Raw genomic sequence first — 23,903 nt, 5'->3', positions numbered from 1 at the left:
GGGCCAGTTCCTGAAGCTGGCGGAATATCAGCACCTTGCCGTCATGGACGCCCGGGCCAAAGGGTTGGCCTGTAAATATAATCGACGTTGTTTGGAGTAGGGGCCGGTCGATGTTGTCTGATCAATGGATGATATTTCTGATTCTGGGCGTCACGCTTGTCCTGTTTGTCTGGAACCGGATCCGATTTGATGTCGTCGCGATGCTGGCCTTGCTGGCGGTGTCGGTCACCGGCCTGGTGCCGGGTGACCAACTGTTCTCCGGCTTTAGCCACCCCGCTGTGATTACGGTGGCAGCTGTATTGGTGATCAGCCAGGGCCTGGTGAACGGTGGTGTGGTGGATGCGGTGGCCCGGCTACTGGCAAGGGTTGGGCATAACGCCGTGCTGCAGGTGGTGACCCTGAGTTTGGTGGTTGCCCTGTGCTCGGCGTTCATCAATAACGTCGGGGCACTGGCCTTATTGATGCCGGTGGCGATCTGGATGTCCCGGCAATCCGGCCGCTCACCCTCCCTGCTGTTAATGCCCCTCGCTTTCGGTTCTCTCCTGGGCGGTACCATCACCCTGATCGGCACGCCGCCCAACATCATCATCGCCAGCTACCGGGAAACCGGCGCCTTCGGGTTGCTGGATTTTGCCCCGGCAGGCCTGGCTATCACTGCGGCCGGTATCGTGTTCATCGGGCTCATCGGCTGGCGTCTGACCCCGAAACGGGAAGAGGCTGCCAACGGGGAGAGCTTGTTCAGTGTCGGCGACTACGTAACCGAGTTGCGGGTGCCGGAGGATTCGGACTACGCCGGTGGCACCCTGCATAAGCTTCTGACATCCGGTGACAACGCACAGAGCCTGGTGGTCCTGGCGTTGATCAGGGACGAGGAAAGTGCGCCGGCTCCGTCCACGTTTACCGTATTGCGTGAAGGCGATGTCCTTCTGGTGCAGGCGGATACCCAGACCCTGGAGGAATTTCTGGACCACACCGGGCTGGCTTTGGCTCACGCGGTTGAAGAGCAAAAGGAAGAAGAGGACGAAGACGGTTCACCCGAGAGCCGTCGGCCGGATGAAAAAGAGGCCGAAAAAAGGATTGCCAGCGGCGATGTCCGGTTAATCGAGGCCGTGATTACCCCAAACTCCCAACTGACCGGGCGTTCGGCCAACCGTCTGAATCTGCGGGAAAGGTATGAACTTAACATTGTGGCGGTGGCCCGTCAGGGGCATCGGTTGAAAGAGCGACTGGCGGATATTCGTTTCCGCTCGGGAGACATTCTCCTGGTGCAGGGGGAAGAAGACTCGCTGATGGCGACGCTCCAGACCCTGGGCTGCCTGCCCCTGGCCGAGCGGGAACTTAAACTGGGCCGCCCGAAAAAGCTCTGGCTGGCGGGCGGGCTGTTTCTGGCAGCCATCGCCGTTATTCTGCTTGGATGGCTGGGACCACCGGTTGCCCTGATTGGTTGTGCTGTGGCCATGGTGCTGGCTCGCCTGCTGGAACCGGCAGAGGCCTACCGGGCCATTGACTGGTCCGTGATTGTTCTCCTGGCCGCCATGATCCCGGTGGGCCAGGCGCTGGAAACCACCGGTGGCGCCGACTCGATTGCGGCCCAGATACTGGCCGTGGCGCAGGGACAGCCGAGTTGGCTGGCCCTGGGTATCATTCTGGTAGGCGCTATGGCGCTGTCCAATGTGGTGAACAATGCGGCGGCAGCGGTCCTGGTGGCCCCCATCGCCCTGGGCCTCTCGGAACAACTGGGCCTGGCGCCGGATGCCGCCTTGATGGCGGTGGCCGTGGGTGCCTCCTGTGCCTTCCTGACGCCCATCGGCCACCAGTCCAATGCCTTGGTGATGGAGCCGGGTGGCTATCGCTTCGGTGATTACTGGCGTCTGGGCCTGCCACTTTCGGTGGTGGTAACCGTCGTGGCTGTGCCGGTGATTCTCTGGGTGTGGGGCTGATTCTGATATGCTGCAAACATAAAGCTGAACGCTGAGAGGGCAGAATTCATGGTGGCTGAAGACTATAAAGAACAATTGCTCGGTGAACTGGAACTGGCCCGCAGCCGGACACTGAGACTGATTGAGTCACTGCCGGCTGAAAAGCTGGATGTCCCCTATCATCCCGGCGTAAATCCACCGCTGTGGGAAATGGGCCACTCGGCGTTTTTCTACGAAGTGTTTGTCTTCAACCTGCTGGACGGAACCCCCAGCTATGATCCGTCCATGGACGACCTCTGGGATTCCTTCCACGTCGAGCACCAGGACCGCTGGCGCAGTGATCTCTTCCCGGGGCGGGAAGCCACGCTGGCGTATTTCAATACGATCTACGACCGGGTTGCCGAGCGCATCCAGAGCCGTCCCCTGACCGATGAAGAGCTGTACCTGTACCGCTACGCCATCTTCCACCAGAACATGCACATCGAATCGCTGATCTGGTGTCGGCAAACCGTGGGGTATCCCGCTCCGCCGGATTTGCAGGGCGACCGGCCCGCGCCGGGTGAGCTGGTTTCCGGTGATGTGGAGATTCCGGCCGGGCGCTGGCGCATTGGTATGCCCGGCGACTCTGAAGCGTTTGCCAGGGAAGATTTTGCCTTTGATAACGAGAAGCCCGGATTTGAGATTGAGCTGGAGGCGTTTCGGATCAGCCGAACCCTGGTGTCCAATCGCGAATTTCAGGCGTTCGTGGATGACGGTGGTTACCAACGCCCGGAGCTGTGGTCATTCGGTGGGCGAAAGTGGCTGGAGGCCGAGCAGGACGTGGCCCTGGTGCACGGTCTGGACGAGGCTTTGATGCGAGCGCCCCGGCATCCGCTGTATTGGCGTTGGCAGAACAACGAATGGCAGGAGCGGGTGTTTGATCGGTGGCGGCCGTTGAATCCGGACGCGCCAGTGACCCATATTACCTACTGGGAAGCGGAGGCCTGGTGCCAATGGGCGGGCCGGCGGTTACCGACCGAATATGAGTGGGAAGTGGCGGCATTGGCGAACAAAGCCGGTGAGCCGTTCCGGCGGTACCCTTGGGGTAATCAAGCACCGGATGCCTCAAAAGCGGATCTGGATGGGCGCAGCATGGCACAGAATCCGGTCTGGGATTATCCGGCGGGTGACAGTCCGTTCGGCTGCCGCCAGATGGTGGGCACGGTCTGGGAATGGACCAGCAACCAGTTCCTGCCCTATGACGGCTTCAAGGTGGATATGTACCCGTTCATGTCCACCCTGCAGTTTGCCACCCACAAGGTCACCAAGGGCGGCAGTTGTGCCACCTCATCGAACCTCATTCGCGGCACCTATCGACAGGCGTACTTCCCGACCAGGAACGATGTCTACACCGGTTTCAGGAGCTGTGCCCGGTAAGGCCAGGCTATTTCGGCAGTTTGGCCTGTTCCAGCGCCCGGACATCTTCTATCCGCTGATGGTGCTCCGCCAGGTGGCTGGCCAGGGCCACACCGGTTTCGCTCATGGTCAGGTAGGCCTGGTTGGCACCGGCTTCCCGAATGCGCTCAGCTTCATCGGCATACATGGTGTGGGCCACGATATAGCCGGTGAAGCCCAGCTTGCGCAACATTCGGGCGGCAATGAGCTTGCCTTCGATATCGCTCATGGCCAGCACCACCGATTCCACGGAAGGCATGTGCAGTCCCTCCCAGAAAGTGATGTCCTCGGCATCGGCAAACACCACGTGGCGTCCTTCTTTCTGGTGCTTCTCCGTCTTCGCCGGGTCTGAATCCAGGCCCATGATGCGTTCTTCATTGGCACTTAACCAGTCATAGGCGGCGGTGCCAGTCCGCCCCATGCCCATCACCAGCACTTTGGTGTCGCCCAGGGAAATCGGCTGCTCGTCCGGATGGCGCTTGTGGCTCTCAAACCGGTCGATGCGATGGCAGACACGTTCGTAAATGCTGTGGGCGAAGCGGTTGATCGGTGCCGAAAAGACAAACGACAGTGACACGGTGATCGCCAGGGGCACCAGCCACTCCGGCAATGCCACGCTGGCCACGATCAGGCCGAATTCGCTGTAATTGGTCAGTGACAGGGAAGTCAGGAAGCTACTGCGGGCACGCAGGCGGAAAGCCAGCAGCAGGAAGTAGAACAGTATGCCCTTGAGCGGCAACACCAGGGCCGCCACCACGGCAAACATCAAAGCTTGCTGGTCCGGAAGGCCTCCAATCCCGATTTGCAGGAAGAAGCCTACCAGGAACATTTCCTTCACGCTCCAAAGCGACTTGGAGAGTTCCTGTGAACGCGGATGGTTGGCCAGCATGGCGCCAAAGATCAGGGCGCCGAGTTCCGAACTCAGACCGACGGCCTCGAAGCCCAATCCGCCCAGAACCAGGGCCAGTAACAGGCCAAGCAGAACCAGCAGTTCGTCGTGGCCACTGGCATCCAGCAGGCGGTAGAGCAGGGGACGTAACAGGGGCAGGCCGAACACCAGCAGTGCCCATTGCGAGGGCGTCTTGCCGGCTGCCAGGCTCATCACCACCAGGGCGATGAGGTCCTGCATGATCAGGATGCCGATGGCGACCCTGCCATGGAAGGCTCGGATTTCCCGTTTGCCTTCCAGCACCTTGGCGGCGAGAACCGTGCTGGAGAAGGAGAGCGCGATGGCCAGCAGAAGTGCGGTCGCCCAGTCTAGCTCCAGTAGCCAGTACAGGCCGGGGGTAAACACCAGGCAGGTGATGCCAAAATGCAGGAGGCCGCCGCCGATGACTTCCGGGCTGACGATGGATTTGAGCTTGAGTTTCAGGCCAACGGTGAACAGTAGTAGCAGTACACCCAGATGGGCGACATGCTCCAGCACACCGGTTTGTTCAACCGCCAGCCCGGTAAACGACGACAGCCCGCTGAGGACAAAGCCTGCGGCCAGATACCCCACCAGTGGTGGCAGGCCCACGGCTTTCACGCCCAGGCCCAGCACAAAGGCAAACGTAATCCAGATGGCTTCAGGCATCAGCAGCAGGCCCTGTCAGGTCCGTTTGAGGGGCTAGCCCTGCTCGCGGGCAATCGCCCGGTAGGCGATATCCTTACGGTAGAACACGCCATCCCAGGTGACTTTCGCAGCCAGCTCGTAGGCGCGCTGTTGGGCCTCGGTGACGGTATTGCCCAGAGCCGTGGCGCAAAGCACGCGACCGCCGGCGGTGACCACCTCATCGCCATCCAGCTTGGTGCCGGCGTGGAAGACCTTCTTGCCGTCCACCTCGGTTTCGGGCAACCCAGAGATGACATCGCCCTTGTTGTAGCTGCCCGGGTAGCCCCCGGCGGCGAGGACAATGCCCACGGATGCACGGTCGTCCCATTCGGAGTCGCACTGGTCCAGCTTGCCGTCCACGGCGGCCTGGCACAGTTCCACCAGGTCGGATTTCATGCGCAGCATGATCGGCTGGGTCTCCGGGTCGCCGAAACGGCAGTTGAATTCGATCACCTTGGGGGCACCATTGGTGTCGATCATCAGGCCGGCGTACAAAAAGCCTTTGTAGGCATGGCCTTCGGCGGCCATGCCGTTAACCGTGGGCATGATTACCTCGTCCATGATGCGCTGGTGCACGTCGGCGGTGACTACGGGTGCGGGGGAGTAGGCGCCCATGCCACCGGTGTTCGGGCCGGTATCGCCGTCGCCCACGCGCTTGTGGTCCTGGGAGGTGGCCATGGCCAGTACGTTCTTGCCGTCCACCATCACGATGAAGGAGGCTTCTTCGCCGTCCAGGAATTCCTCGACCACCACGCGGCTGCCGGCGTCACCAAAGGCGTTACCCGCGAGCATATCGCGGATGGCATCTTCGGCTTCTTCCTGGGTCATGGCGACAATCACGCCCTTGCCGGCGGCCAAGCCATCGGCTTTGACGACGATGGGCGCGCCTTTCTCACGCACGTAGGCCAGGGCCTCGTCCACATCGGTGAAATTGGCGTAGTCGGCGGTGGGAATCTGCTGGCGGGCCAGGAAGTCCTTGGTGAAGGCCTTGGAGCCTTCGAGCTGGGCGGCGCCGGCGCTGGGGCCGAAGATGCGCAGGCCGCGTTCCTCGAATTTGTCGACCACACCGGCCACCAGGGGCGCTTCCGGGCCGACGATGGTCAGACCCACGTGGTTCTGTTCGGCAAAGTCGGCCAGGCCGTCCAGGTCCATCACGTCCAGGTCGACGTTCTCCAGGTTCGGCTCGCGGGCGGTGCCGGCGTTGCCGGGCGCCACGAAAACCTTGTCCGCTTGGGGGGATTGGGCCGCTTTCCAGGCCAGTGCATGTTCGCGACCACCGCCGCCGATAACCAGAATGTTCATCGTGTTCTCCTTGAATCCGTATCAGTGGCGGAAGTGGCGCATGCCGGTGAAGACCATGGCGATGCCATGCTCGTTGGCGGCATCGATTACTTCCTGGTCGCGCATGGAGCCGCCCGGCTGGATCACAGCGGTAATGCCGGCTTCGGCGGCGGCGTCGATGCCGTCCCGGAACGGGAAGAAGGCGTCGGAAGACATCACCGAACCTTTCACTTCCAGGTTTTCATCGGCAGCCTTGATACCGGCGATCTTGGCGCTGTAGACGCGGCTCATCTGGCCTGCGCCCACGCCAATGGTGCGGCCGGCCTTGGCGTACACGATGGCATTGGACTTCACGTACTTGGCCACTTCCCAGGCGAACAAGAGGTCATTGAGTTCCTGCTCGGTGGGCTGGCGCTCGGTAACCACTTTCACGTCTTCCATGGCGACCATGCCCAGGTCGCGATCCTGCACCAGCAGGCCGCCGGTCACACGCTTGTAGTCCAGGGACTTGGCGCGCTCGCCGTCGAACTCGCCACAGGCCAGCAGGCGCACGTTCTTCTTGGCGGAGACAATCTCTACGGCTTCCGGCGCGATGGTCGGGGCGATGATCACTTCCACGAACTGGCGGTCAACGATGGCCTTGGCGGTTTTGGCATCCAGCTCGCGGTTGAAGGCGATGATGCCGCCGAAGGCGGACGTCGGGTCGGTGGCAAAGGCCAGGTCGTAGGCCTGTTCAATGTCGGCGCCAATGGCCACGCCGCAGGGGTTGGCGTGCTTGACGATGACACACGCCGGATCGGCGAAGGGCTTCACGCATTCCAGCGCGGCGTCGGTGTCGGCCACGTTGTTGAAGCTCAGTTCCTTGCCCTGCAGCTGCTTCGCGGTGGCCACGCAGGCTTCGCGCGGGTTGCGCTCGGCGTAGAAGGCGGCGCGCTGGTGAGGATTCTCGCCGTAACGCATGTCCTGGACCTTCACGAACTGGGCGTTGAAGGTGCGGGGGAAGTCGGCGTTGTCGTTGTCCGGGGTGCGGCCACCCAGGTAGTTGGCAATAGCACCGTCGTAACCTGCGGTGTGCTCGAACGCTTTTACGGCCAGATCGAAGCGGGTGCTGTAGGTCAGCTCGCCGTCGTTGTCGTTCAGTTCCTTGAGTACCCGGCTGTAATCGGAGGCGTTAACCACGATGGCGACATCGTTGTGGTTCTTGGCAGCTGCACGGACCATGGTCGGGCCACCGATGTCGATGTTTTCAATGGCGGTGGCCAGGTCGCAATCCGGGTTGGCGACGGTGTCTTCGAACGGGTAGAGATTCACCACGACCATGTCGATCGGGTTAATCCCGTGTTCGCCCATTACGGTGTCGTCGGTGCCGCGACGGCCCAGGATGCCGCCGTGGATTTTCGGGTGCAGGGTCTTGACCCGACCGTCCATCATTTCCGGGAAACCGGTGTAGTCGGACACTTCGGTAACCGGTACGTTGTTTTCCTGGAGCAGGCGGAAGGTGCCGCCAGTGGACAACAGCTCGATGCCGCGTTCGGTCAGGGCACGGCCAAAGTCGACGATGCCGGTTTTATCACTCACGCTGATCAGAGCGCGACGGACGGGGGTGTTTGCCTGATTTGCCATGGTCACTTTCTTCGCTGGTCGGATACGCTGAATTTTGCTCGGGTATAAAGTAGCAAGGGCCTCGCCAGAGTGTCATCCGGGAGGCCCAGGGAAAGCCGTGCAGATTATAGCAGACCGTACTGCTTGAGTTTCTTGCGCAATGTGCCGCGGTTCAGCCCCAGCATGGTTGAGGCCTTGGTCTGGTTGTTACGGGTGTAAGCCATGACCTGTTCGAGCAGAGGGGCTTCAACCTCTGAGAGTACCAACTGGTACACATCGGAGACCGGTGCGCCATCGAGTTGCTCGAAATAGTTTTTCAGGGCAACTTCCACGCTGTCGCGCAGGGTGACGCTGTTGCCACTGCCATTGACGGTGTGCAGCTGATGCATGTCGTCGTTGGCCGGGGTGCCCATGTTCTCATTCGTCAAAGTCTCAGCGGTCATGCTGCGAATTCCTCTTCTTTACGTAAGCGTGCAAAGTAATGTTCGATGCTGTCTTGCTGCTCCATCGCATTATCAATAGCGTTGAAGCGTTTGCGGAATTGTTTGCTCTCATCGTGAGCCTGCAGGTACCAGCCCACGTGTTTTCTGGCTATGCGCACACCCATTTTCTCGCCATAGAAGCCATGCAGTGCAGACAGGTGCTCTGTCAGGATTTGCTCCACTTCATCCAGTGCCGGTGTCGCCAAGTGTTTCCCGGTCTCCAGATAATGCAGGATTTCCCGGAAGATCCACGGTCGCCCCTGGGCTCCACGGCCAATTAGCAGGCCATCTGCCCCTGTGTGGGTGAGTACTCGTCGGGCTTTTTCCGGTGACGTGATGTCGCCGTTGGCAAACACCGGGATGCCGACGCTGGCTTTGACCTCGGCAATGGTGTCGTACTCCGCTTCACCGTTGTATTTGTCCGCGCGGGTACGACCATGTACGGCAATGGCCTGGATGCCGGCGTCTTCAGCCATGCGAGCGATAACCGGGGCATTGCGGTGCTCCCTGTCCCAGCCGGTCCGCATTTTCAGGGTCACCGGGATATCGACAGCCTTGACCACGGTTTCGAGTATCTCCCGAACCAGAGCCTCGTCTTTCATCAGCGCGGAGCCGGCAGCCTTGTTGCAGACCTTTTTCGCCGGACAGCCCATGTTGATGTCGATGATCTGTGCCCCGAATGCGGCATTCTGCCGGGCCGCGTCCGCCAGCATGGCGGGGTCGCCACCGGCAATCTGGACCGAGCGGGGCTCTGGTTCGCCCTGGTGGTTCAGGCGGGTTTGGGATTTGCGCGTGTGCCAGAGCTTGCTGTCTGCGATCACCATTTCCGACACCGCCAGGCCCGCCCCCATTTTTCGGCACAGTAGCCGGAAGGGGCGATCAGTAACGCCAGCCATGGGCGCAACGATCAATGGATTGGGCAGGGTGTACGGCCCGATTTTTGCCGTTGGCAACATGATCTGAGTCCGTGTCACAGGAGATTGAGCAAGCATCGGAATGAAGCGATTGGTTAATTAATAACCGCTTCCGGATCCGAAGGGCGCTAATAATACCGCTGGGGGCCAGCCGATTGAAGGGGCAGGGGGCTGAAAAAATTGATTATTTTTCGCGCTTTCTGGTTGACTTTTGCGCTGTCAACCATTGGCCGGGAGTCGGGTGGTTAGCGCTCAGCCCTCCCAGGGAACAAAGCTGAGGTTATAGTTCACTGCATCGCGCCCGGGATCCCGGATGTCGATGGAGATGCGGACCGGTGTTTGCCGGGGCATGATCTGCTTGTCCCCTTCGCCCTCCGCCAGGTATTCATCCGGCGTGAACGTGCTCTGCGCCACCACGTCGCCATTGAGGTTGGAGAACGTCAAGGCAATGGCCGGGAAAGGTTGCTCGAAGCCCGCCGTGTTGACGATGACCGCATCGACAATCAACTGGTTGCGGTTGTCCGGGTTGGTGCGTACCACCAGCTTCCGGCTTTCCACGGCTTCCACGTTGATCAGGGGTTTGAGGGTGCAGCCGGCCCACTGGCACGCCTGTTCATAAAAGGGGCGCAGTTGGGGGATGGCTGCCAACCGGTCGAACTGGAACCAGGCCACCTGGGCCGCGAGCCCGCCGATCAGGGCGAGAACCACCAGTGCCCAGAAAGCCTTGCGCAAGCCACCCCCGCTGCGGCGAACCGACACCGGTTCGTGGCGTAGGCCCTGGTAAAGGTTGTCGGGCTCGGGAGAAGGTTTGGAGGCGCGGGGCTCGGGCTCAGTCACCCGGTCGTCGTCTCCGGCTGTCAGGTGCAATTCTTCCGGGGAGTTCGGGGTTTGTTCAGGCTCCGGCGCGTGCTCGAGCTCATCATCCTCTTCCAGTATGGCTTCGGCCCAGCTCTCGTCCTGGTCTTTGGAGCCGGGTTCCAGGTCGTGCTCTGGATGGCTGGAATCGTCGTCCTGGTCGAAGTTGCGGAAGCTGTCGCTAAGCTCGTCGTCGGAGAAAGTCAGCGCGCTGCCGGTATAGCGGCTCTCGGTGGCATCTTCTTCGGGGTTGTCCTCGAAGAGCAGATCTTCCTCGTCTTCTGTCTGGTCGGATGCTGTATCGTCAGAAGGCGTTGGGGTGGTTTCGGGTTGAGCTGGGGGGCGTTCAGGTAACACCTGGTGGTCAATGGCGTTGAAAACATGCATGCAGTTGCCACAACGGACTTTGCCCCCGGCAATGCCAAGCTGTTCGTCCGTGACCCGGAAACGGGTCTCACATTGGGGGCATTGGGTCTGCAGGCTGCTCTGGGTCATGCTTCTGTCCTGAAAGCGTGATTGTCACTCCCTCAGCAGTTTAGTCATAACCGGCTGTTTCGTCACCCGATTTTGCGGCGTCCTGTGAGGCGTATCCAATCTTCCTTCTGTTCGGGCTCGTCCATGATGAACCAGGGCTCGTAGGCGTCCATTACTTCCCGGGCCTGGTTGAACAGTATGCCGGAGAGCACCAGGTCGCCGCCGGGGCGGGTCAGCTCCGCCAGGCGTGGTGCCAGGCCGATCAAGGGCTGGGCCAGGATGTTGGCCAGCATGATGTCCGCCTGGGTGTCCGGATCGTCGCCCGGCAGGTACAGATCCAGACGGTGCTCCGAGACGTTGTTGCGGCGGGCGTTCTCCCGGCTGGCTTCCAGTGCCTGGGGATCGGTGTCCACGCCAATGACGTGCTCGGCACCCAGCAGCAGGGCCGCCAGGCCGAGAATACCGGAACCACAACCGTAGTCGGTGACCTGTTTGCCGGCGATCTCCTGGCCGTCCAGCCATTCCAGGCAGAGGGCCGTGGTGGAATGGGTGCCGGTGCCGAAGGCCAACCCGGGGTCCAGCATCAGGTTGGCGGCCTCCGGGTCCGGCGCCTGGTGCCAGCTGGGCACAATCCAGAGACGTTCACCGAATTTGATGGGCTGGAAATCGTCCATCCAGGCCCGCTCCCAGTCCTTGTCCTCCACCAGGGTTACGTCGATTTCCGGTAACGCCTGCTGGGTCTGCTGGTGCCAGGCATCGCGAATGTCAGCGCACAGCTGCTCAATATCGCGGTCTGACTGGAACAGCCCGGTGACCGTGGTCTGGTTCCACAGGGGCGTGGTGCCAGGGTCCGGCTCGAACAGGGGCTGGTCGGCGGCGTCTTCCATTGAAACGGCGTCGGAACCCATTTCCATTAACAGGTCCTCCAGCTGATCCGCGGTGTCCGGATCAGCTGGAATCTGGAGTTGCACCCAGGGCATATCAGTCCCGCATCAGGTTTTCGAGGTGATGGATGGTGAAGTCGACTTGCTTGAAGCCGCCATCACGCAGCAGTTGCCGATGCAGGGCCTGGTTGGTCTTGATGCCTTCAACCAGCATCTCGTCCAGGGCGATCTTCATGCGACGACGGGCGATTTCACGATCGTCACCCCAGGTGATCAGCTTGGCGATCAGGGAGTCGTAGTACGGAGGCACTGAGTAGCCGCTGTACATGTGCGAATCCACGCGCACACCATTGCCGCCGGGGGCATGGAAGTGGCTGATCTTGCCGGGGCTGGGCACGAAGGTTTTCGGATCTTCGGCGTTGATCCGGCATTCCATGGCGTGACCGGAGATGGTGATCTCGTCCTGGCTGTACTGCAGCTTCTCGCCGCTGGCGATGCGCAGTTGCTCGCGAACGATGTCCACGCCGGTGACCATTTCGGACACCGGATGCTCCACCTGTACCCGGGTGTTCATCTCGATGAAGTAGAACTCGCCGTCCTGGTACAGGAACTCGAAGGTACCCGCGCCCACGTAACCGATCTTCTTACAGGCATCCACGCAGGCCTGGAAGGTGCGCTGACGGGATTCCTCGTTGATGTTCGGTGCCGGCGCTTCCTCGATTACCTTCTGGTTACGACGCTGCATGGAGCAGTCGCGGTCACCCAGGTGAATGACGTTGCCGTGCATGTCGGCCAGTACCTGGACTTCCACGTGGCGTGGCTTCTCCAGGAACTTCTCCAGGTACACGGTCGGATCGCCGAAGGCATTCTTGGCTTCGGTCTGGGTGATCTGGACGGCTTTAAGCAGGGCAGCTTCGGAATGCACCACCTGCATGCCGCGACCACCACCGCCGGAGGCGGCCTTGATCATTACCGGGTAGCCGATTTCACGGGCGATCTTCAGGGTGCGCTCGTCGTCGTCGGTCAGCGGGCCGTCGGAGCCAGGCACGGTGGGGACACCGGCTTCTTTCATGGCTTCAATGGCGGAAACCTTGTTGCCCATCAGGCGAATGGTTTCGGCGCGCGGGCCAATGAATCGGAAGCCGCTTTTCTCGACCTGCTCGGCGAAGTCGGCGTTTTCCGCCAGGAAGCCGTAACCCGGGTGGATACCCATGGAGTCGGTCACTTCCGCCGCGCTGATGATGGTCGGGATGTTCAGGTAACTGTCAACCGGGCTGTTCGGGCCGATACACACGGATTCATCCGCCAGACGAACGTGCATGAGTTCACGGTCGACCTGGGAATGAACGGCAACGGTCTTGATGCCCAGTTCCTTGCACGCGCGGAGAATACGCAGAGCGATTTCACCACGGTTTGCGATCAGAACTTTATCTAACATGGCCATGATTTACGTTTACCGAGTTCAGGAAATGACGACCATAGGCTGGTCAAATTCAACCGGCTGGCCGTTCTCGACCAGAATTTCGGTGACCGTGCCGGACTTGTCGGCTTCGATCTGGTTCATCATCTTCATGGCTTCAACGATGCAGACAACGTCACCTTCCTTGACGGTCTGGCCAACTTCCACGAACGGGGAGGAAGTCGGGGACGGAGCACGGTAGAAGGTGCCAACCATCGGAGATTTCACGGCGTGGCCAGACGGGGCCGCCGGTGCAGCTTCAGCCGGAGCGGCTTCAGCGGCCGGAGCGGGCGCCGGTGCCGGGGCGGCCGGAGCGGCATAGTGGGCCACCTGCGGTGCAGGCGCGGCAACTTGCTCACGGCGACGGGAAATACGTACCGAGTCGTCGCCTTCCTGGATTTCCAGCTCTTCGACGTCTGACTCTTCCAGCAGTTCGATCAGTTTCTTGATTTTGCGAATATCCATAGCGTTTCCAGTCTCTTTGTCTCTGGTCTATCGGTGAATTCGTTGCAGGGCCGCCTGCAGGGCAAGGTCATAGCCCTGGCTGCCCAGCCCGCAGATAACGCCCTCGGCGATATCGGAAAAGTAGGAATGATGGCGGAAAGACTCCCGCGCATGCACGTTGGAAAGATGAACTTCAATAAACGGAATGTCTGAAGCGAGAACAGCGTCACGAAGTGCGATGCTGGTGTGGGTGAACGCAGCTGGATTAATGATCAGGAAATCCACGCCTTCGGCCCGGGCTTCATGCACTCTTTCAATTAATTCGTATTCTGCGTTGGATTGCAGGTGCAGCAGGTGGTGGCCGGATTCGGCAGCCTTGCTGCGCAGGCGGTCGTCAATGTCAGCCAGGGTCTCATAGCCGTAGACCTCCGGTTCCCGGGTGCCGAGCATGTTGAGATTGGGACCATGTAGTACAAGGATGGTCGACATGACGAAGCCTGTTTTTGTTGGTGTCCAAGCGCGAGGTTACACAGCAATAAGAGCCTGTGCGATGACATTTCGTTGACGCTGGCATTGTCGTCGATGCTGCGCGATGTCGATATTCGACATTGGTTTCATGAATTTTACCTCCCTTTTTACGATTTCCGGTCAATCGCAGGCAACGGTGACCTGGTTCCGTCCTTTCTCCTTGGACGCGTATAGCACACGGTCGGCTCGTTCACAAAGCGCCTGGGAGTTTTCACCCTGCCAGCAGGCAACGCCGCAGCTGAAGGTGACGGTGAATTCCTGATCGCCGGCCTGATGCTGCAGGTTGGAAAAACTCTCGCGAATGCTGTCCAGCACCTGGCGGGCGCCGTCCTGGTCAGTGCCGGTAAGAATGATGGCAAATTCCTCGCCGCCGTAGCGGCCAATGTAGTCGGTTTTGCGCAGTCGCTGCTTGAGAAACATGGACAGGCTTCGCAGTATCCGGTCGCCAATGGGGTGGCCGTAGGTGTCGTTGACCTTCTTGAAGTAGTCGATGTCCAGCATGGCAAAGCACAGGGGCTGGTCTTTCTGCCGGGCCCGGACAATTTCCTGTTCAAGCAGGTGCAGGGTATGGGTGTGGTTGTAAAGGCCGGTCAGGCTGTCACGGATCATCAGGGCCAGCAGGGATCGTGCCCGGCGCCCCCGGTTGTGCAGGGTGGCAATCAGGTGTTTGGGGTCGATCGGCTTGGTCAGGAAGTCGTCGCCGCCCAGGCTCATGGCCTGAAGTTGTTTGGTCAGGTCCTCCTCGGCGGAGAGGTAGATGATTGGCACGCTGTGAAACTTGTCCTGCTGGCGGATCACCCGGGCAATCTCCATCCCTGTGCAGCCCGGCATGTACATGTCCAGGATAATAATTTCCGGGGAAAACGATTCCAACGCACGGATGATGTCCATGGGGTCGGTGATGATGTGGGCAATCATGCCGGCTTTTTTCAGCACCGTTTCCATGTACTTTGCCTGGGCCTTGGAGTCATCCAGCACCAATACCTTATAAGGCTCGATGTTGTTGCCGTGGGTGTAGGCTTCGATCTTCTCGATCAGTTGCCCCGGGTCCACGGCGGGAAAGAAGAATTCTTCGCCACCGCATCGTGACGCACGCAGGCGGGTTTCTATGGTCCCGTCCTCTTCGCTGACAAAGATAATGGGAATGGGGGTTTCGTGCTGGGCCTGGAGGCGCTCAATGGTTGCGATGCCGCTGTTGGGTTCACCGCCAAATGTCACATCCATGAGGATGGTTTCGGGTTTGTTCAGGGCGCAGGCTTCAATCAGTTCGTCCGCGGAACAGAAGGCGGAGGCGCGAAAGCCAAAGAATTCCAGTTGACGGATCAGGCGGGCGGTCAGTTCGCCGTTGGGCAGGGCAATATACACCGGAGTGCGCCGGTACTGCTGTGGCTCGGCGCCCTGCTCGGGGTCGGTGCTGCGGCGGGTGGTGCTGCGCAAGGCGGTAAAGCCTGCTTCGAGTTGCTCGATCAGCGTGTCCGTCAGCGGGGCATCCGGTTGCCACTCGGCGATGGTCTGAAGGATCTGCTCGCCGGCACTGGCGTGCTCCTTCATCTCGAATCGCCTGGCGTAGCGGACGAGTTTGTCGCAGGCGCCGCCAAGTTCCTCCCGCCAGAGAGTCGCCTGGTCCGGGTTGTCGTGGATCTTCTGCCAGCTATCGAGCACTACGCGGGCCTGTGCCGTGACGCGTCGGGCAAAATGCTGCCTGAGCTTTTCGTTTTGGCTTTCCTCGTTCATTGCGCTCCAGCTTGCCTCCTTTCACTACTGGTCACCGGTTGGCCGGGGACGAGTCTTTGGTTGTTGAACGTTGTAAGAGACTCGGGGACCCTCTGGCTGACTCTCGGCTGATTCAGAAGCTCCCGCTATTCCTGCGTAGAGTCTATAGTGTTTAGTGGTGTCGGCGCAGGCTGAAGACTGTAAATGTTTGTCAATTGTGTGTGCAATTGCTCATTTCTTGATCCGGGGCACAATGCCATGGCAGGGAAACGTGGCGGACGCGCGAGCGCGCAGCAGGGGGCCATTACCCTTCAAACATTGTTATTGCTGTTTACAGGCACCTTGCTGGTGGCCCTGCTTCTGGCGGCTTTTGTCACCAGTTACGGGTATTTCCGGGACTACGTGGCGGACCAGTTGAAGGCGCATGCGCAGGATGGCGCAACGGCGACCGGGCTTTCGTTGTCCAACGCGATTGATGGGACCGATCCGGTTGCCTCTTCTTCGCTGATTGATGCGGTCTTCGATAGCGGCCAGTACCTGATGGTTGAGTACGTTGACCATGACGGCGCGGTGATCGCTGGCAGAACCATGGCGCTTCGCACGCAAGTCGCGCCGGAATGGTTTCTGGCCATAGCGGAGCTGCCCCTGCCCATGGCCGAGGCAGAAGTGGTCCGGGGCTGGTCACGGCTTGGCAAGGTGCGAGTGGTCAGTCATCCCGGGCGAGCCTACGACAACCTCTGGCGCATCACCATGGGCCTGTTCATGGGGTTGGTGGTGATTGGCGGTATCGGGCTGCTTTCGCTCTTTATCATGCTTCGCTGGCTGCTGCGCCCGCTCAAGGCGCTGGAAGCCCAGGCCCACGCCCTGAGCCAACGAAATTTCAGTCAGCGCATTCATATGCGCTCGACCCGGGAGCTGAACCGGGTCACTGCCGCCATGAACCAGATGGCCGATGACCTGGGGCGTCTGTTTCTGGGGCAGGGCAAGCTCATCCAGCACTTGCGTAAGGTAAACAACGAAGACCCGGTGACCGGCCTGGCCAGTCGGCTGGCGTTTGACCAGCGACTGAAGGTCGAGGTGGAGTCGGAAGAAAAGGCCGCACCCGGCGTGCTGATGCTGATCCAGCTGGGATATTTTGCCGATTACAGCCACGCCTACGGTCAGCAGGAAAGTGACGAATTGCTGCAGGAAGTGGCTGGCATTCTCGAAGCTTTTGTCAGTCACCACGTGGAGTCTTTCGCCGGACGACGGACCGGGGCTGAGTTTGCGGTTTTCCTGCCCGGCGCGTCCTTGCACGATGCCCACGGCTGGGCATCGGCATTGGTCCAGGAGCTGGAGCAGCGATACGCGGCCCTGGCGGCCCCCATGGACACCATGGTGTGGGTTGGCCTGGCCCCGGCGCGCCCCAGTGAAACCATTCGCGAGCTGTTAGCGGCGGCGGACGAGGCGTTGGTTGATGCTCGGGAGCAGGGAGAATCCGGCGTGAAGGCGGCCGATGCCGGTGATGGCCAGCATCATGATATGGAGGCCTGGCGCAAGATCATCGTGGATGCCATTCGCCACCGGAACCTGTCGATGTGGCTGCAGCCCATGGTGCGGGGAGAGGATCGTCAGTTGGTACATTACCAGGTCTTTTCCCGCATTCGCACGCCTGAGGGCGACTTTAGGGCGGGCTTGTTCCTGCCGGTGGCGGAGCGCCTGGGTCTGGTGAAAGATGTGGACCGGCTTCTGGTCGCCAGTGCCCTGGATTACCTGCGCGAGCATCCGGGCGTGGTGTTGGCCATTTCCCTGGGTCGGGGTTCGGTGGCGGACGCAGGCTTTCGGGACGATCTTTTGTCCATGCTGGACGGTGCCGGTTACACCGCCAGGCGGCTGTGGGTGGGTGTGCCGGAATTGGCGATGAGTTACCACCGTAATGCCGCGACGGCGCTGGTGATGGCGTTGTATCGGTCGGGCGTGCCGGTGCTGGTGGACCGCTTTGGTGTGGGCGGCGTACCTTTCAGTTATCTGAAGAATCTGCCCTTTGGCGGCATGCGTATCGACAACAGTTTCATCCATGAACTGGATCGCCATGCCGACAACCGATTCTGGCTGGAATCGGTCATTGGTATTGCCCGGAGCCGTGGCGTGCGTGTTTTCGCCACGGGAGTGGAAACCGCGGCCGAATACTCGGTACTCTGTGAGCTGGGTATTGATGGGGCAATGGGATACCATCTTGGACGGCCTTTTGCGGCTGACCAGTCATCAACGGGAGAATGAACCTCTTATGTCGGGCAAAATCAGACAGTTTTTCAGAGACAAGAAAGAAGATGTGAAGGACTACACCGGCGGCAGTGGCGTGATTGTAAAGTTTTTGCTGGCTGTGCTGGTCATTTACCTGCTGGTGGCCGTTGTCCTGGGAATGTACTGGAGCAGTGAGCCCGACACCTACTCGGTGCGTGAACACACCCGCACCCTGGCCACAGAGATGAACCGGGAACCGGTGGTGGGGTTTGCCACCACCGCCACCATGATTCGCATTGCCGAAACCCTGCTGGAAAAGCCGGGTGGCTACATCACCAACGATATTGCGCCTCCGGGCCTCTGGCTGGACAACATGCCGCACTGGGAGTTCGGAGCGCTGGTGCAGCTCCGGGACCTGTCGCGGGCCATGCGTAAAGACATCAGCCGGTCCCAGAGCCAGTCCGCGGAAGATCCGGACCTGGTGATTGCCGAGCCGCAATTCCATTTTGATAACGGCAGCTGGGCGATACCGTCCACCGAGAACGAATACCGTCGGGGCATCACTGCGCTCAAGCGCTACCTGGATCGCCTGTCCGCCCCGGGCCAGGGTGATGCCCAGTTCTTTGCCCGCGCGGATAATCTGAACAACTGGCTGGCGGACCTGGAAACCCGCCTGGGCAGCCTGTCCCGCACCCTGAGTGAGAGTGTGGGTAAGGCCTCCGTCCCGGACGCCGTGGCTAACGTGAATCCGGACGATCCCCTGGCCGAGGAGACCGGCGGTGAAGACGTCAAGACACCGTGGACCGAGATCGACGATGTGTTTTATGAGGCAAGGGGCAGCGCCTGGGCGTTGTTGCACATCTTCAAGGCCATCGAGGTGGATTTCCGGAGTGTGTTGCAGGACAAGAACGCCATGGCCAGTGTGAAGCAGATCATTATCGAGCTCGAAGGCACCCAGAAAACCATGTGGAGCCCGGTGATCCTCAATGGCAGCGGCTTCGGGGTGCTGGCCAACCACTCCCTGACCATGGCTTCGTACCTGTCGCGGGCCAATGCTGCGATCAGTGATCTTCGGGATCTGCTGTCCCGCGGTTAACGCAAGACGGATTTCAGAAATAAAAAAGCCGGGCGGTTGAGGTAACCGCCCGGCTTTTTTGTGTCTGCGAAAAGCTTAGCCCTTGTAGGCGGCAACCGCCTCTTCGATGGCCTTGCGGGCTGCGTCGGCGTTTGCCCAGCCCTGAACCTTCACCCACTTGCCGGGTTCCAGCGTCTTGTAGTTCTCGAAGAAGTGGTGGATCTGGTCGCGGAGCAGTTCCGGCAGATCTTCGATTTCCCTGACGTTGTGGTAGGTCTGGGTCAGCTTGTCGTGCGGAACGGCAACCAGCTTGGCATCCCCGCCGGCTTCGTCTTCCATGTTCAGGACGCCGACCGGACGGCAGCGAATCACACAGCCGGCCTGGATCGGGTAGGGGGTGACCACCAGCACGTCCAGCGGGTCACCGTCGTCGGCCAGCGTGTGCGGAATGAAGCCATAGTTGGCCGGGTAGAACATCGGGGTGGCCATGAAGCGGTCAACCAGCAGGGCGCCCATGTCCTTGTCCAGTTCGTACTTGACCGGAGAGCTGTTGGCCGGGATTTCGATGGCAACGTAGATGTCTTCAGGCGGATTCTTGCCAGCGGGAATGTTATCGAATTGCATGTGCGATCCTTTGTGATAGTTGGGCAGGTGTGCCTGCAGATAAACAGTCGTCGGAATTATACGGAAGCCCGGATTGGTTAGAAACCAGAGCCGGGCGAGATATCCGTCTTACTGATGGTCGCGATCGATACGCTTGACGCCATCCCCGGTGCCCAGCAGTAGCACGTCTGCCGGACGGCGGGCGAACAGGCCGTTGGTGACCACGCCGACAATGTTGTTGAGTTTCTCTTCAATGGCAATCGGGCGGGAAATGTCCAGATTGTGAATATCGATGATGATGTTGCCGTTGTCGGTGGTGAAACCGTCCCGGTAAACCGGATCGCCGCCGAGTCTCACGATCTCGCGACCCACGTGGCTACGGGCCATGGGGATGACCTCTACCGGCAGGGGGAAGTCGCCCAGGATGTCCACTTTCTTGGATTCATCGGCGATGCAGATGAAGGTCTTCGCGACCGCCGCCACGATTTTTTCCCGGGTCAGCGCGCCGCCGCCACCTTTGATCAGTTCAAGGTGTTCGTTGGTTTCGTCGGCGCCGTCCACATAAAACTCGATGCCGTTCACGGCGTTCAGGTCGTACACCGGGATGCCGTGCTTCTTGAGACGCTCAGCGGTGGCTTCGGAGCTGGCGACAGCGCCGTCGAAATCGTTCTTGTGCTGGGCCAGCAGGTCGATGAAGAAGTTGGCGGTGCTGCCGGTTCCCACGCCGACAACGCTGTTGTCATCCAGGTGAGGCACGATGTAATCCACGGCTGCCTGGGCCACGGCTTTTTTCAGTTCGTCCTGAGTCATGGGAACGCTCCCCGAGATCTTGGTAAGTTTAAGTTTATTATACGCCCGCAAGGCCTGTGCTTATAGACGGCAACCGTGCAAACTTCCTACACTGTTGGTTTTCATGCCGACATTCACCAGCAACCGGAACCATCATGCCGCAACGCTATATCAAGAAGATCCTCGATGCCCGCGTTTATGACGTGGCCATCGAAACACCCCTGACTGAAGCCCGTAGCCTGTCCAAGCGCCTTGGCAATAACATTCTGATTAAGCGCGAAGACCTTCAGCCGGTGTTTTCCTTCAAGATTCGCGGTGCCTATAACCGGATTGCCCAGCTCTCGGAAGAACAGAAAGCCAAAGGCGTGATCTGCGCGTCCGCCGGCAACCACGCCCAGGGTGTGGCGATGTCGGCCAAACAGCTGGGTATCAAAGCGGTGATTGTCATGCCCCAGACCACGCCGGATATCAAAGTGCAGTCGGTACGCGACCGGGGCGCCAAAGTGGTGCTCAAGGGCGACGCGTTTGATGAAGCCGCTGCCCATGCCCAGGAGCTGATCCAGAAGCACGGTTATACCTACATCCCGCCGTATGATGATCCGGACGTTATCGCCGGCCAGGGCACCGTGGCCATGGAGCTGATGTGGCAGTTCTCCAAGCCCCTGCACGCGGTGTTCATCCCCGTGGGCGGCGGCGGCCTGATCGCTGGCATGGCGGCCTACATCAAGTACCTGCGTCCAGAGATCAAGGTGATTGGTGTCGAGCCGGAAGATTCCAACTGTCTTCAAGCGGCACTGGAGGCCGGTGAACGTGTAGTGCTGGAGCAGGTGGGCATCTTTGCCGACGGTGTGGCTGTAAGGCAGATCGGTGAAGCGCCCTGGGAAATCTGCAAAGACAGCGTGGATGAGGTGATCACCGTGTCCACCGACGAGATCTGCGCCGCCATCAAGGACGTGTTCGGGGATACCCGATCCATTGCGGAGCCAGCCGGTGCACTGGCGGTGGCTGGCATGAAGAAGTACGTTGAGCGGGAGAGCATCGAAGGCGAAAACCTCGCCGGTGTTCTTAGTGGCGCCAACATGAACTTCGATCGTCTGCGCTACATCTCCGAGCGCACCGAGATTGGCGAGAAACGCGAAGCCATCCTGGCGGTGACCATTCCGGAAAAGCCGGGGGCGTTCAAAACCTTTATCAATGCCTTGCACAAGCGCAGCATCACTGAATTCAATTACCGCTACGCCGACGACCGCGAAGCGGTGATCTTCGTGGGTATCCAGATCCAGGCTGGCGGCCATGGCCGCGACGAGCTGGTTCAGGAACTGCGTGAAGACGGCTACTCGGTGATCGACCTGACCGACAGCGACCTGGCCAAGCAGCACATCCGGCACATGGTGGGCGGCCATGCGCCCTCGGTGAACAACGAGGTGGTGTACCAGTTCCAGTTCCCGGAGCGCCCGGGCGCCTTGCTCAAGTTCCTGATGTCGCTGGGTACCCGTTGGAACATCTCCCTGTTCCACTACCGCAACCACGGTGCGGCGTACAGCCGGGTGCTGTTGGGTGCCCAAGTGAACGAGGGCGAGGTGGCTGATTTCGAGAAGATGCTCGACAAGGTCGGCTTCGAGTACGAGAACATGACCGATAACCAAGCGTATCGGTTGTTTCTTGGGGCTGGGAATTCAGTCTCGTCCTAAAAGAGCAGTAAATCGCCCGAAACGGGGCTGGTACCGCTTTCCGGGAACTTGGCAGTTATTTCAGAGTTAGAAGCCGGGCCGGAGGGCCTTGCCGGGAATTTCGAAGGCCATGGATGGCCTGAGATAAGCGCACATGGATGTGCTTGTAGCGGTTCCCGGCAAGGCCCTCCGGCTCGGTTTCGGTCGGGTGACTCTGAGCTGAAAGTTTCAGAAATCGGAACCCTTACGCAATTTTAAGACGTCAAAAATTGTAAAACGGCCGTTTCATGTTAGGATCCTATGCTGGTCATTGACATAAATTATTGCTAATGACCTTTCATCCACTTCTGGTTAGAGAAACGGAAAGCAACGCCCATGGCACGCAAGCCTGATATTCTGCGTACTGTCCTTCTGATATTTGCAGTTGGCCTTGTGATTACCGGTTTTACATCCCTGCAGGCCTCTGAGGACAACCGTCCGCTGCCGGCGTCGGTTGTTGAAATGGCCCAGTCGGCGGATTAACGCCGAAAACGGTAGCAACGCCTGTCCGTCACCACCCCGTGTAATGGCACGTCCCAGGGTTTTGTGGGTAATGATGCCACCTTCTGAAAATCATGCGCCAGGCCGATCAGCTTTGGTGCCATCGCCGGTCGAATACAGCTGAATTCAAACGTGCGGTCATAAAAACCACCGCCCATGCCCAGTCGGCCCCCTTCCTCGTCAAAGCTCACCAACGGAAACAATACCGCGTCCAGCGCCCAGGGCGGCCTGCGCCTTGAACGCGGAAAGGGCGGCTCGGGTATGCCAAAACGGTTGGCGGTCAGCTCGACGCCGTCGAAATAGGGGCTGAATACCAGCTTGCCCGGGTAAATCGGATGCAGGATGGGCAGGTAAAACTGAATGCCTTTTCGCCGGGCCAGATCAATGTACAGGTGTGGGTCGATTTCGCCGTCGTTGGCCAGGTAAATGCCAATGTGTCGGGCGCGATGCAGGGAAGGGTGTTTCAGCAGGTTCAGGGCCAGGTTCTCGGAGGCCTGCTGTTGCTGCTCGTACGACAGCGCCCGACGTTGTCGCCGCATCTGCCTGCGCAGGGCGTCTCGTGTGGGGGTATCTGGTTCGGATTCAAACGGTTGGGGGGATTGGTACTCAGTCAAAATAAAGCTTCCCGGGCTGCCGTTATCGGATGTGGCCCTTGAACCCAGAGTTCAAGGTCGGTGGCCGCTGTAGCATATTAGGCTTCCTCCCGAAGGAGGCATGCTCACAATGCCCTGAAGTAGCCACCTGGGTAGTGCGCATCGGCTCGAGGACGTATCCGACACCCCGTACAGCCCAGGAAGTTGGTTTCATTATAGGGGCAGTTACGGGGGCGATTGCAACCCTGTTTTGCAATCAGTGACCTGAGGATTTACCCAGGGCTTCGTCCAGCCGGTTGTCCATGGCCTCGAGGATGCTGCTGGTGGCGTCCGACATCGTGTCCCGCTCCAGCAGGTCATTGGTAATGTTCAGGGCGGCCATGACTGCTATGCGCTCGGTACCGAAAACCTTGCCGCTGGCGCGGATCTCCCGCATGTTGTTGTCCAGGTATTTGGCCGCACGCAACAGGGCTTCCTGCTGCTCTTCCGGACAGGCCACCAGGTATTCCTTGTCGAGGATGCGGACGGAAACGGTGGTTGACTGCTCTGACATCAGTGGTGCTCCAGCGCTCTGAGGCGGCCGATCATGGCTTCGATCTTGTTTTTGGCAAGGTCGTTCTTGTGCATCAGCTGGGCCCGTTCACGGTTCCAGTCATCCTGAAGTTCCCGCAGCAGAGCGTTGTCCTGCTCGAGCTTTTCGCAGCGTTCGATCAGTTTGTCCAGCTTGTCTGCCAGCGCCTGTACTTCGGACTGTTCCATGGCCTGCCCAACATTGATGAGTGGATATCGGGCATTCACTGCTCCGTGAACGCACCTTTAAGTGCCAG

22 protein-coding genes and 1 other RNA gene are annotated in these 23,903 nt (G+C 59.9%); 6 read left to right on the top strand and 17 right to left on the bottom strand.

The genetic code is table 11. The features are described 5' to 3' along the window. The first annotated feature begins 110 nt into the window (after positions 1-110). The gene (locus BY454_RS00890) at positions 111-1,940 is read left to right on the top strand and encodes an SLC13 family permease (RefSeq protein ID WP_104414742.1); all 1,830 of its coding nucleotides are present in this window, start codon (positions 111-113) and stop codon (positions 1,938-1,940) included. A 48-nt stretch (positions 1,941-1,988) separates the two neighbouring features. Continuing rightward, on the top strand, positions 1,989-3,335 hold the full coding sequence (gene senA, locus BY454_RS00885) for a selenoneine synthase SenA (RefSeq protein ID WP_104414741.1): 1,347 nt from the start codon (positions 1,989-1,991) through the stop codon (positions 3,333-3,335). Positions 3,336-3,342: 7 nt separating this feature from the next. Here the strand turns inward: senA and BY454_RS00880 are convergent, their stop codons facing one another. The 11 genes from BY454_RS00880 to BY454_RS00830 form a co-directional block, all read right to left on the bottom strand. Then, positions 3,343-4,929 carry a cation:proton antiporter family protein gene (locus BY454_RS00880; RefSeq protein WP_104414740.1) on the bottom strand — a complete coding sequence of 529 codons (1,587 nt, stop codon included), beginning with the start codon at positions 4,927-4,929 and terminating at the stop codon, positions 3,343-3,345. A 33-nt stretch (positions 4,930-4,962) separates the two neighbouring features. Further along, positions 4,963-6,249: a phosphoribosylamine--glycine ligase gene (gene purD / locus BY454_RS00875; RefSeq protein WP_104414739.1), complete on the bottom strand. Its 1,287-nt coding sequence runs from the start codon at positions 6,247-6,249 to the stop codon at positions 4,963-4,965. Between the two features lie 21 nt (positions 6,250-6,270). Then, complete coding sequence (gene purH, locus BY454_RS00870; protein WP_104414738.1) at positions 6,271-7,851, bottom strand: bifunctional phosphoribosylaminoimidazolecarboxamide formyltransferase/IMP cyclohydrolase; 1,581 nt, start codon at positions 7,849-7,851, stop codon at positions 6,271-6,273. Positions 7,852-7,955: 104 nt separating this feature from the next. Next, a complete protein-coding gene (gene fis / locus BY454_RS00865) occupies positions 7,956-8,273 on the bottom strand; it encodes a DNA-binding transcriptional regulator Fis (protein ID WP_104414737.1) in 318 nt (105 codons plus the stop codon). Beyond that, positions 8,270-9,268: a tRNA dihydrouridine synthase DusB gene (gene dusB / locus BY454_RS00860; protein WP_104414736.1), complete on the bottom strand. Its 999-nt coding sequence runs from the start codon at positions 9,266-9,268 to the stop codon at positions 8,270-8,272. Before dusB ends, fis begins: the two co-directional genes overlap by 4 nt. 210 nt (positions 9,269-9,478) lie before the next feature. After that, on the bottom strand, positions 9,479-10,576 hold the full coding sequence (locus tag BY454_RS00855; protein ID WP_104414735.1) for a DUF3426 domain-containing protein: 1,098 nt from the start codon (positions 10,574-10,576) through the stop codon (positions 9,479-9,481). A gap of 62 nt (positions 10,577-10,638) precedes the next feature. After that, entirely contained in the window at positions 10,639-11,535 is an 897-nt protein-coding gene (gene prmA / locus BY454_RS00850) for a 50S ribosomal protein L11 methyltransferase (protein ID WP_104414734.1), read from the bottom strand. Between the two features lies 1 nt (position 11,536). After that, on the bottom strand, positions 11,537-12,883 hold the full coding sequence (accC, locus tag BY454_RS00845; protein ID WP_104414733.1) for an acetyl-CoA carboxylase biotin carboxylase subunit: 1,347 nt from the start codon (positions 12,881-12,883) through the stop codon (positions 11,537-11,539). 18 nt (positions 12,884-12,901) lie between these two features. Further along, positions 12,902-13,363 (bottom strand): acetyl-CoA carboxylase biotin carboxyl carrier protein, encoded by a 462-nt coding sequence (gene accB, locus BY454_RS00840; RefSeq protein WP_104414732.1) that lies wholly within the window; start codon positions 13,361-13,363, stop codon positions 12,902-12,904. 27 nt (positions 13,364-13,390) lie between these two features. Continuing rightward, a complete protein-coding gene (aroQ, locus tag BY454_RS00835; RefSeq protein WP_104414731.1) occupies positions 13,391-13,831 on the bottom strand; it encodes a type II 3-dehydroquinate dehydratase in 441 nt (146 codons plus the stop codon). A 159-nt stretch (positions 13,832-13,990) separates the two neighbouring features. After that, entirely contained in the window at positions 13,991-15,604 is a 1,614-nt protein-coding gene (locus BY454_RS00830) for a diguanylate cyclase (protein WP_104414730.1), read from the bottom strand. A 237-nt stretch (positions 15,605-15,841) separates the two neighbouring features. Here BY454_RS00830 and BY454_RS00825 point away from each other — a divergent pair, with 237 nt between their 5' ends. Both BY454_RS00825 and BY454_RS00820 read left to right on the top strand, forming a co-directional pair. After that, a complete protein-coding gene (locus BY454_RS00825; protein ID WP_104414729.1) occupies positions 15,842-17,842 on the top strand; it encodes a bifunctional diguanylate cyclase/phosphodiesterase in 2,001 nt (666 codons plus the stop codon). A 7-nt stretch (positions 17,843-17,849) separates the two neighbouring features. Then, the gene (locus tag BY454_RS00820) at positions 17,850-18,902 is read left to right on the top strand and encodes a DUF2333 family protein (protein ID WP_104414728.1); all 1,053 of its coding nucleotides are present in this window, start codon (positions 17,850-17,852) and stop codon (positions 18,900-18,902) included. Positions 18,903-18,977: 75 nt separating this feature from the next. Here the strand turns inward: BY454_RS00820 and ppa are convergent, their stop codons facing one another. Next, on the bottom strand, positions 18,978-19,505 hold the full coding sequence (ppa, locus tag BY454_RS00815) for an inorganic diphosphatase (RefSeq protein ID WP_104414727.1): 528 nt from the start codon (positions 19,503-19,505) through the stop codon (positions 18,978-18,980). 108 nt (positions 19,506-19,613) lie between these two features. Beyond that, positions 19,614-20,294, bottom strand: a complete 681-nt coding sequence (rpiA, locus tag BY454_RS00810) for a ribose-5-phosphate isomerase RpiA (protein WP_104414726.1) — start codon at positions 20,292-20,294, stop codon at positions 19,614-19,616. Positions 20,295-20,428: 134 nt separating this feature from the next. Here rpiA and ilvA point away from each other — a divergent pair, with 134 nt between their 5' ends. Continuing rightward, positions 20,429-21,964: a threonine ammonia-lyase, biosynthetic gene (ilvA, locus tag BY454_RS00805; protein WP_104414725.1), complete on the top strand. Its 1,536-nt coding sequence runs from the start codon at positions 20,429-20,431 to the stop codon at positions 21,962-21,964. A 354-nt stretch (positions 21,965-22,318) separates the two neighbouring features. After that, positions 22,319-22,465 carry a hypothetical protein gene (locus BY454_RS16830; protein WP_181049614.1) on the top strand — a complete coding sequence of 49 codons (147 nt, stop codon included), beginning with the start codon at positions 22,319-22,321 and terminating at the stop codon, positions 22,463-22,465. On the opposite strand, the gene BY454_RS00800 is transcribed toward BY454_RS16830, so the two are convergent. From BY454_RS00800 to BY454_RS00785, 4 genes are all read right to left on the bottom strand, one after another. After that, on the bottom strand, positions 22,462-23,097 hold the full coding sequence (locus BY454_RS00800) for a 5-formyltetrahydrofolate cyclo-ligase (RefSeq protein ID WP_104414724.1): 636 nt from the start codon (positions 23,095-23,097) through the stop codon (positions 22,462-22,464). The genes BY454_RS16830 and BY454_RS00800 overlap by 4 nt on opposite strands. A gap of 4 nt (positions 23,098-23,101) precedes the next feature. Further along, positions 23,102-23,282: non-coding RNA, 6S RNA (gene ssrS, locus BY454_RS00795), on the bottom strand. Positions 23,283-23,332: 50 nt separating this feature from the next. Further along, on the bottom strand, positions 23,333-23,629 hold the full coding sequence (locus BY454_RS00790; protein ID WP_104414723.1) for a cell division protein ZapA: 297 nt from the start codon (positions 23,627-23,629) through the stop codon (positions 23,333-23,335). Continuing rightward, on the bottom strand, positions 23,629-23,835 hold the full coding sequence (locus BY454_RS00785) for a TIGR02449 family protein (protein WP_091701454.1): 207 nt from the start codon (positions 23,833-23,835) through the stop codon (positions 23,629-23,631). The genes BY454_RS00790 and BY454_RS00785 overlap by 1 nt, the downstream gene beginning before the upstream one ends. Positions 23,836-23,903: the final 68 nt, after the last annotated feature.

The sequence above is a fragment of the Marinobacter persicus genome, from assembly GCF_002934325.1.
Classification (GTDB): Bacteria; Pseudomonadota; Gammaproteobacteria; order Pseudomonadales; family Oleiphilaceae; genus Marinobacter; species Marinobacter persicus_A.
The sequence above is the reverse complement of the archived record's forward strand: the minus strand, read 5'-3'. Positions and strand labels throughout refer to the sequence as shown.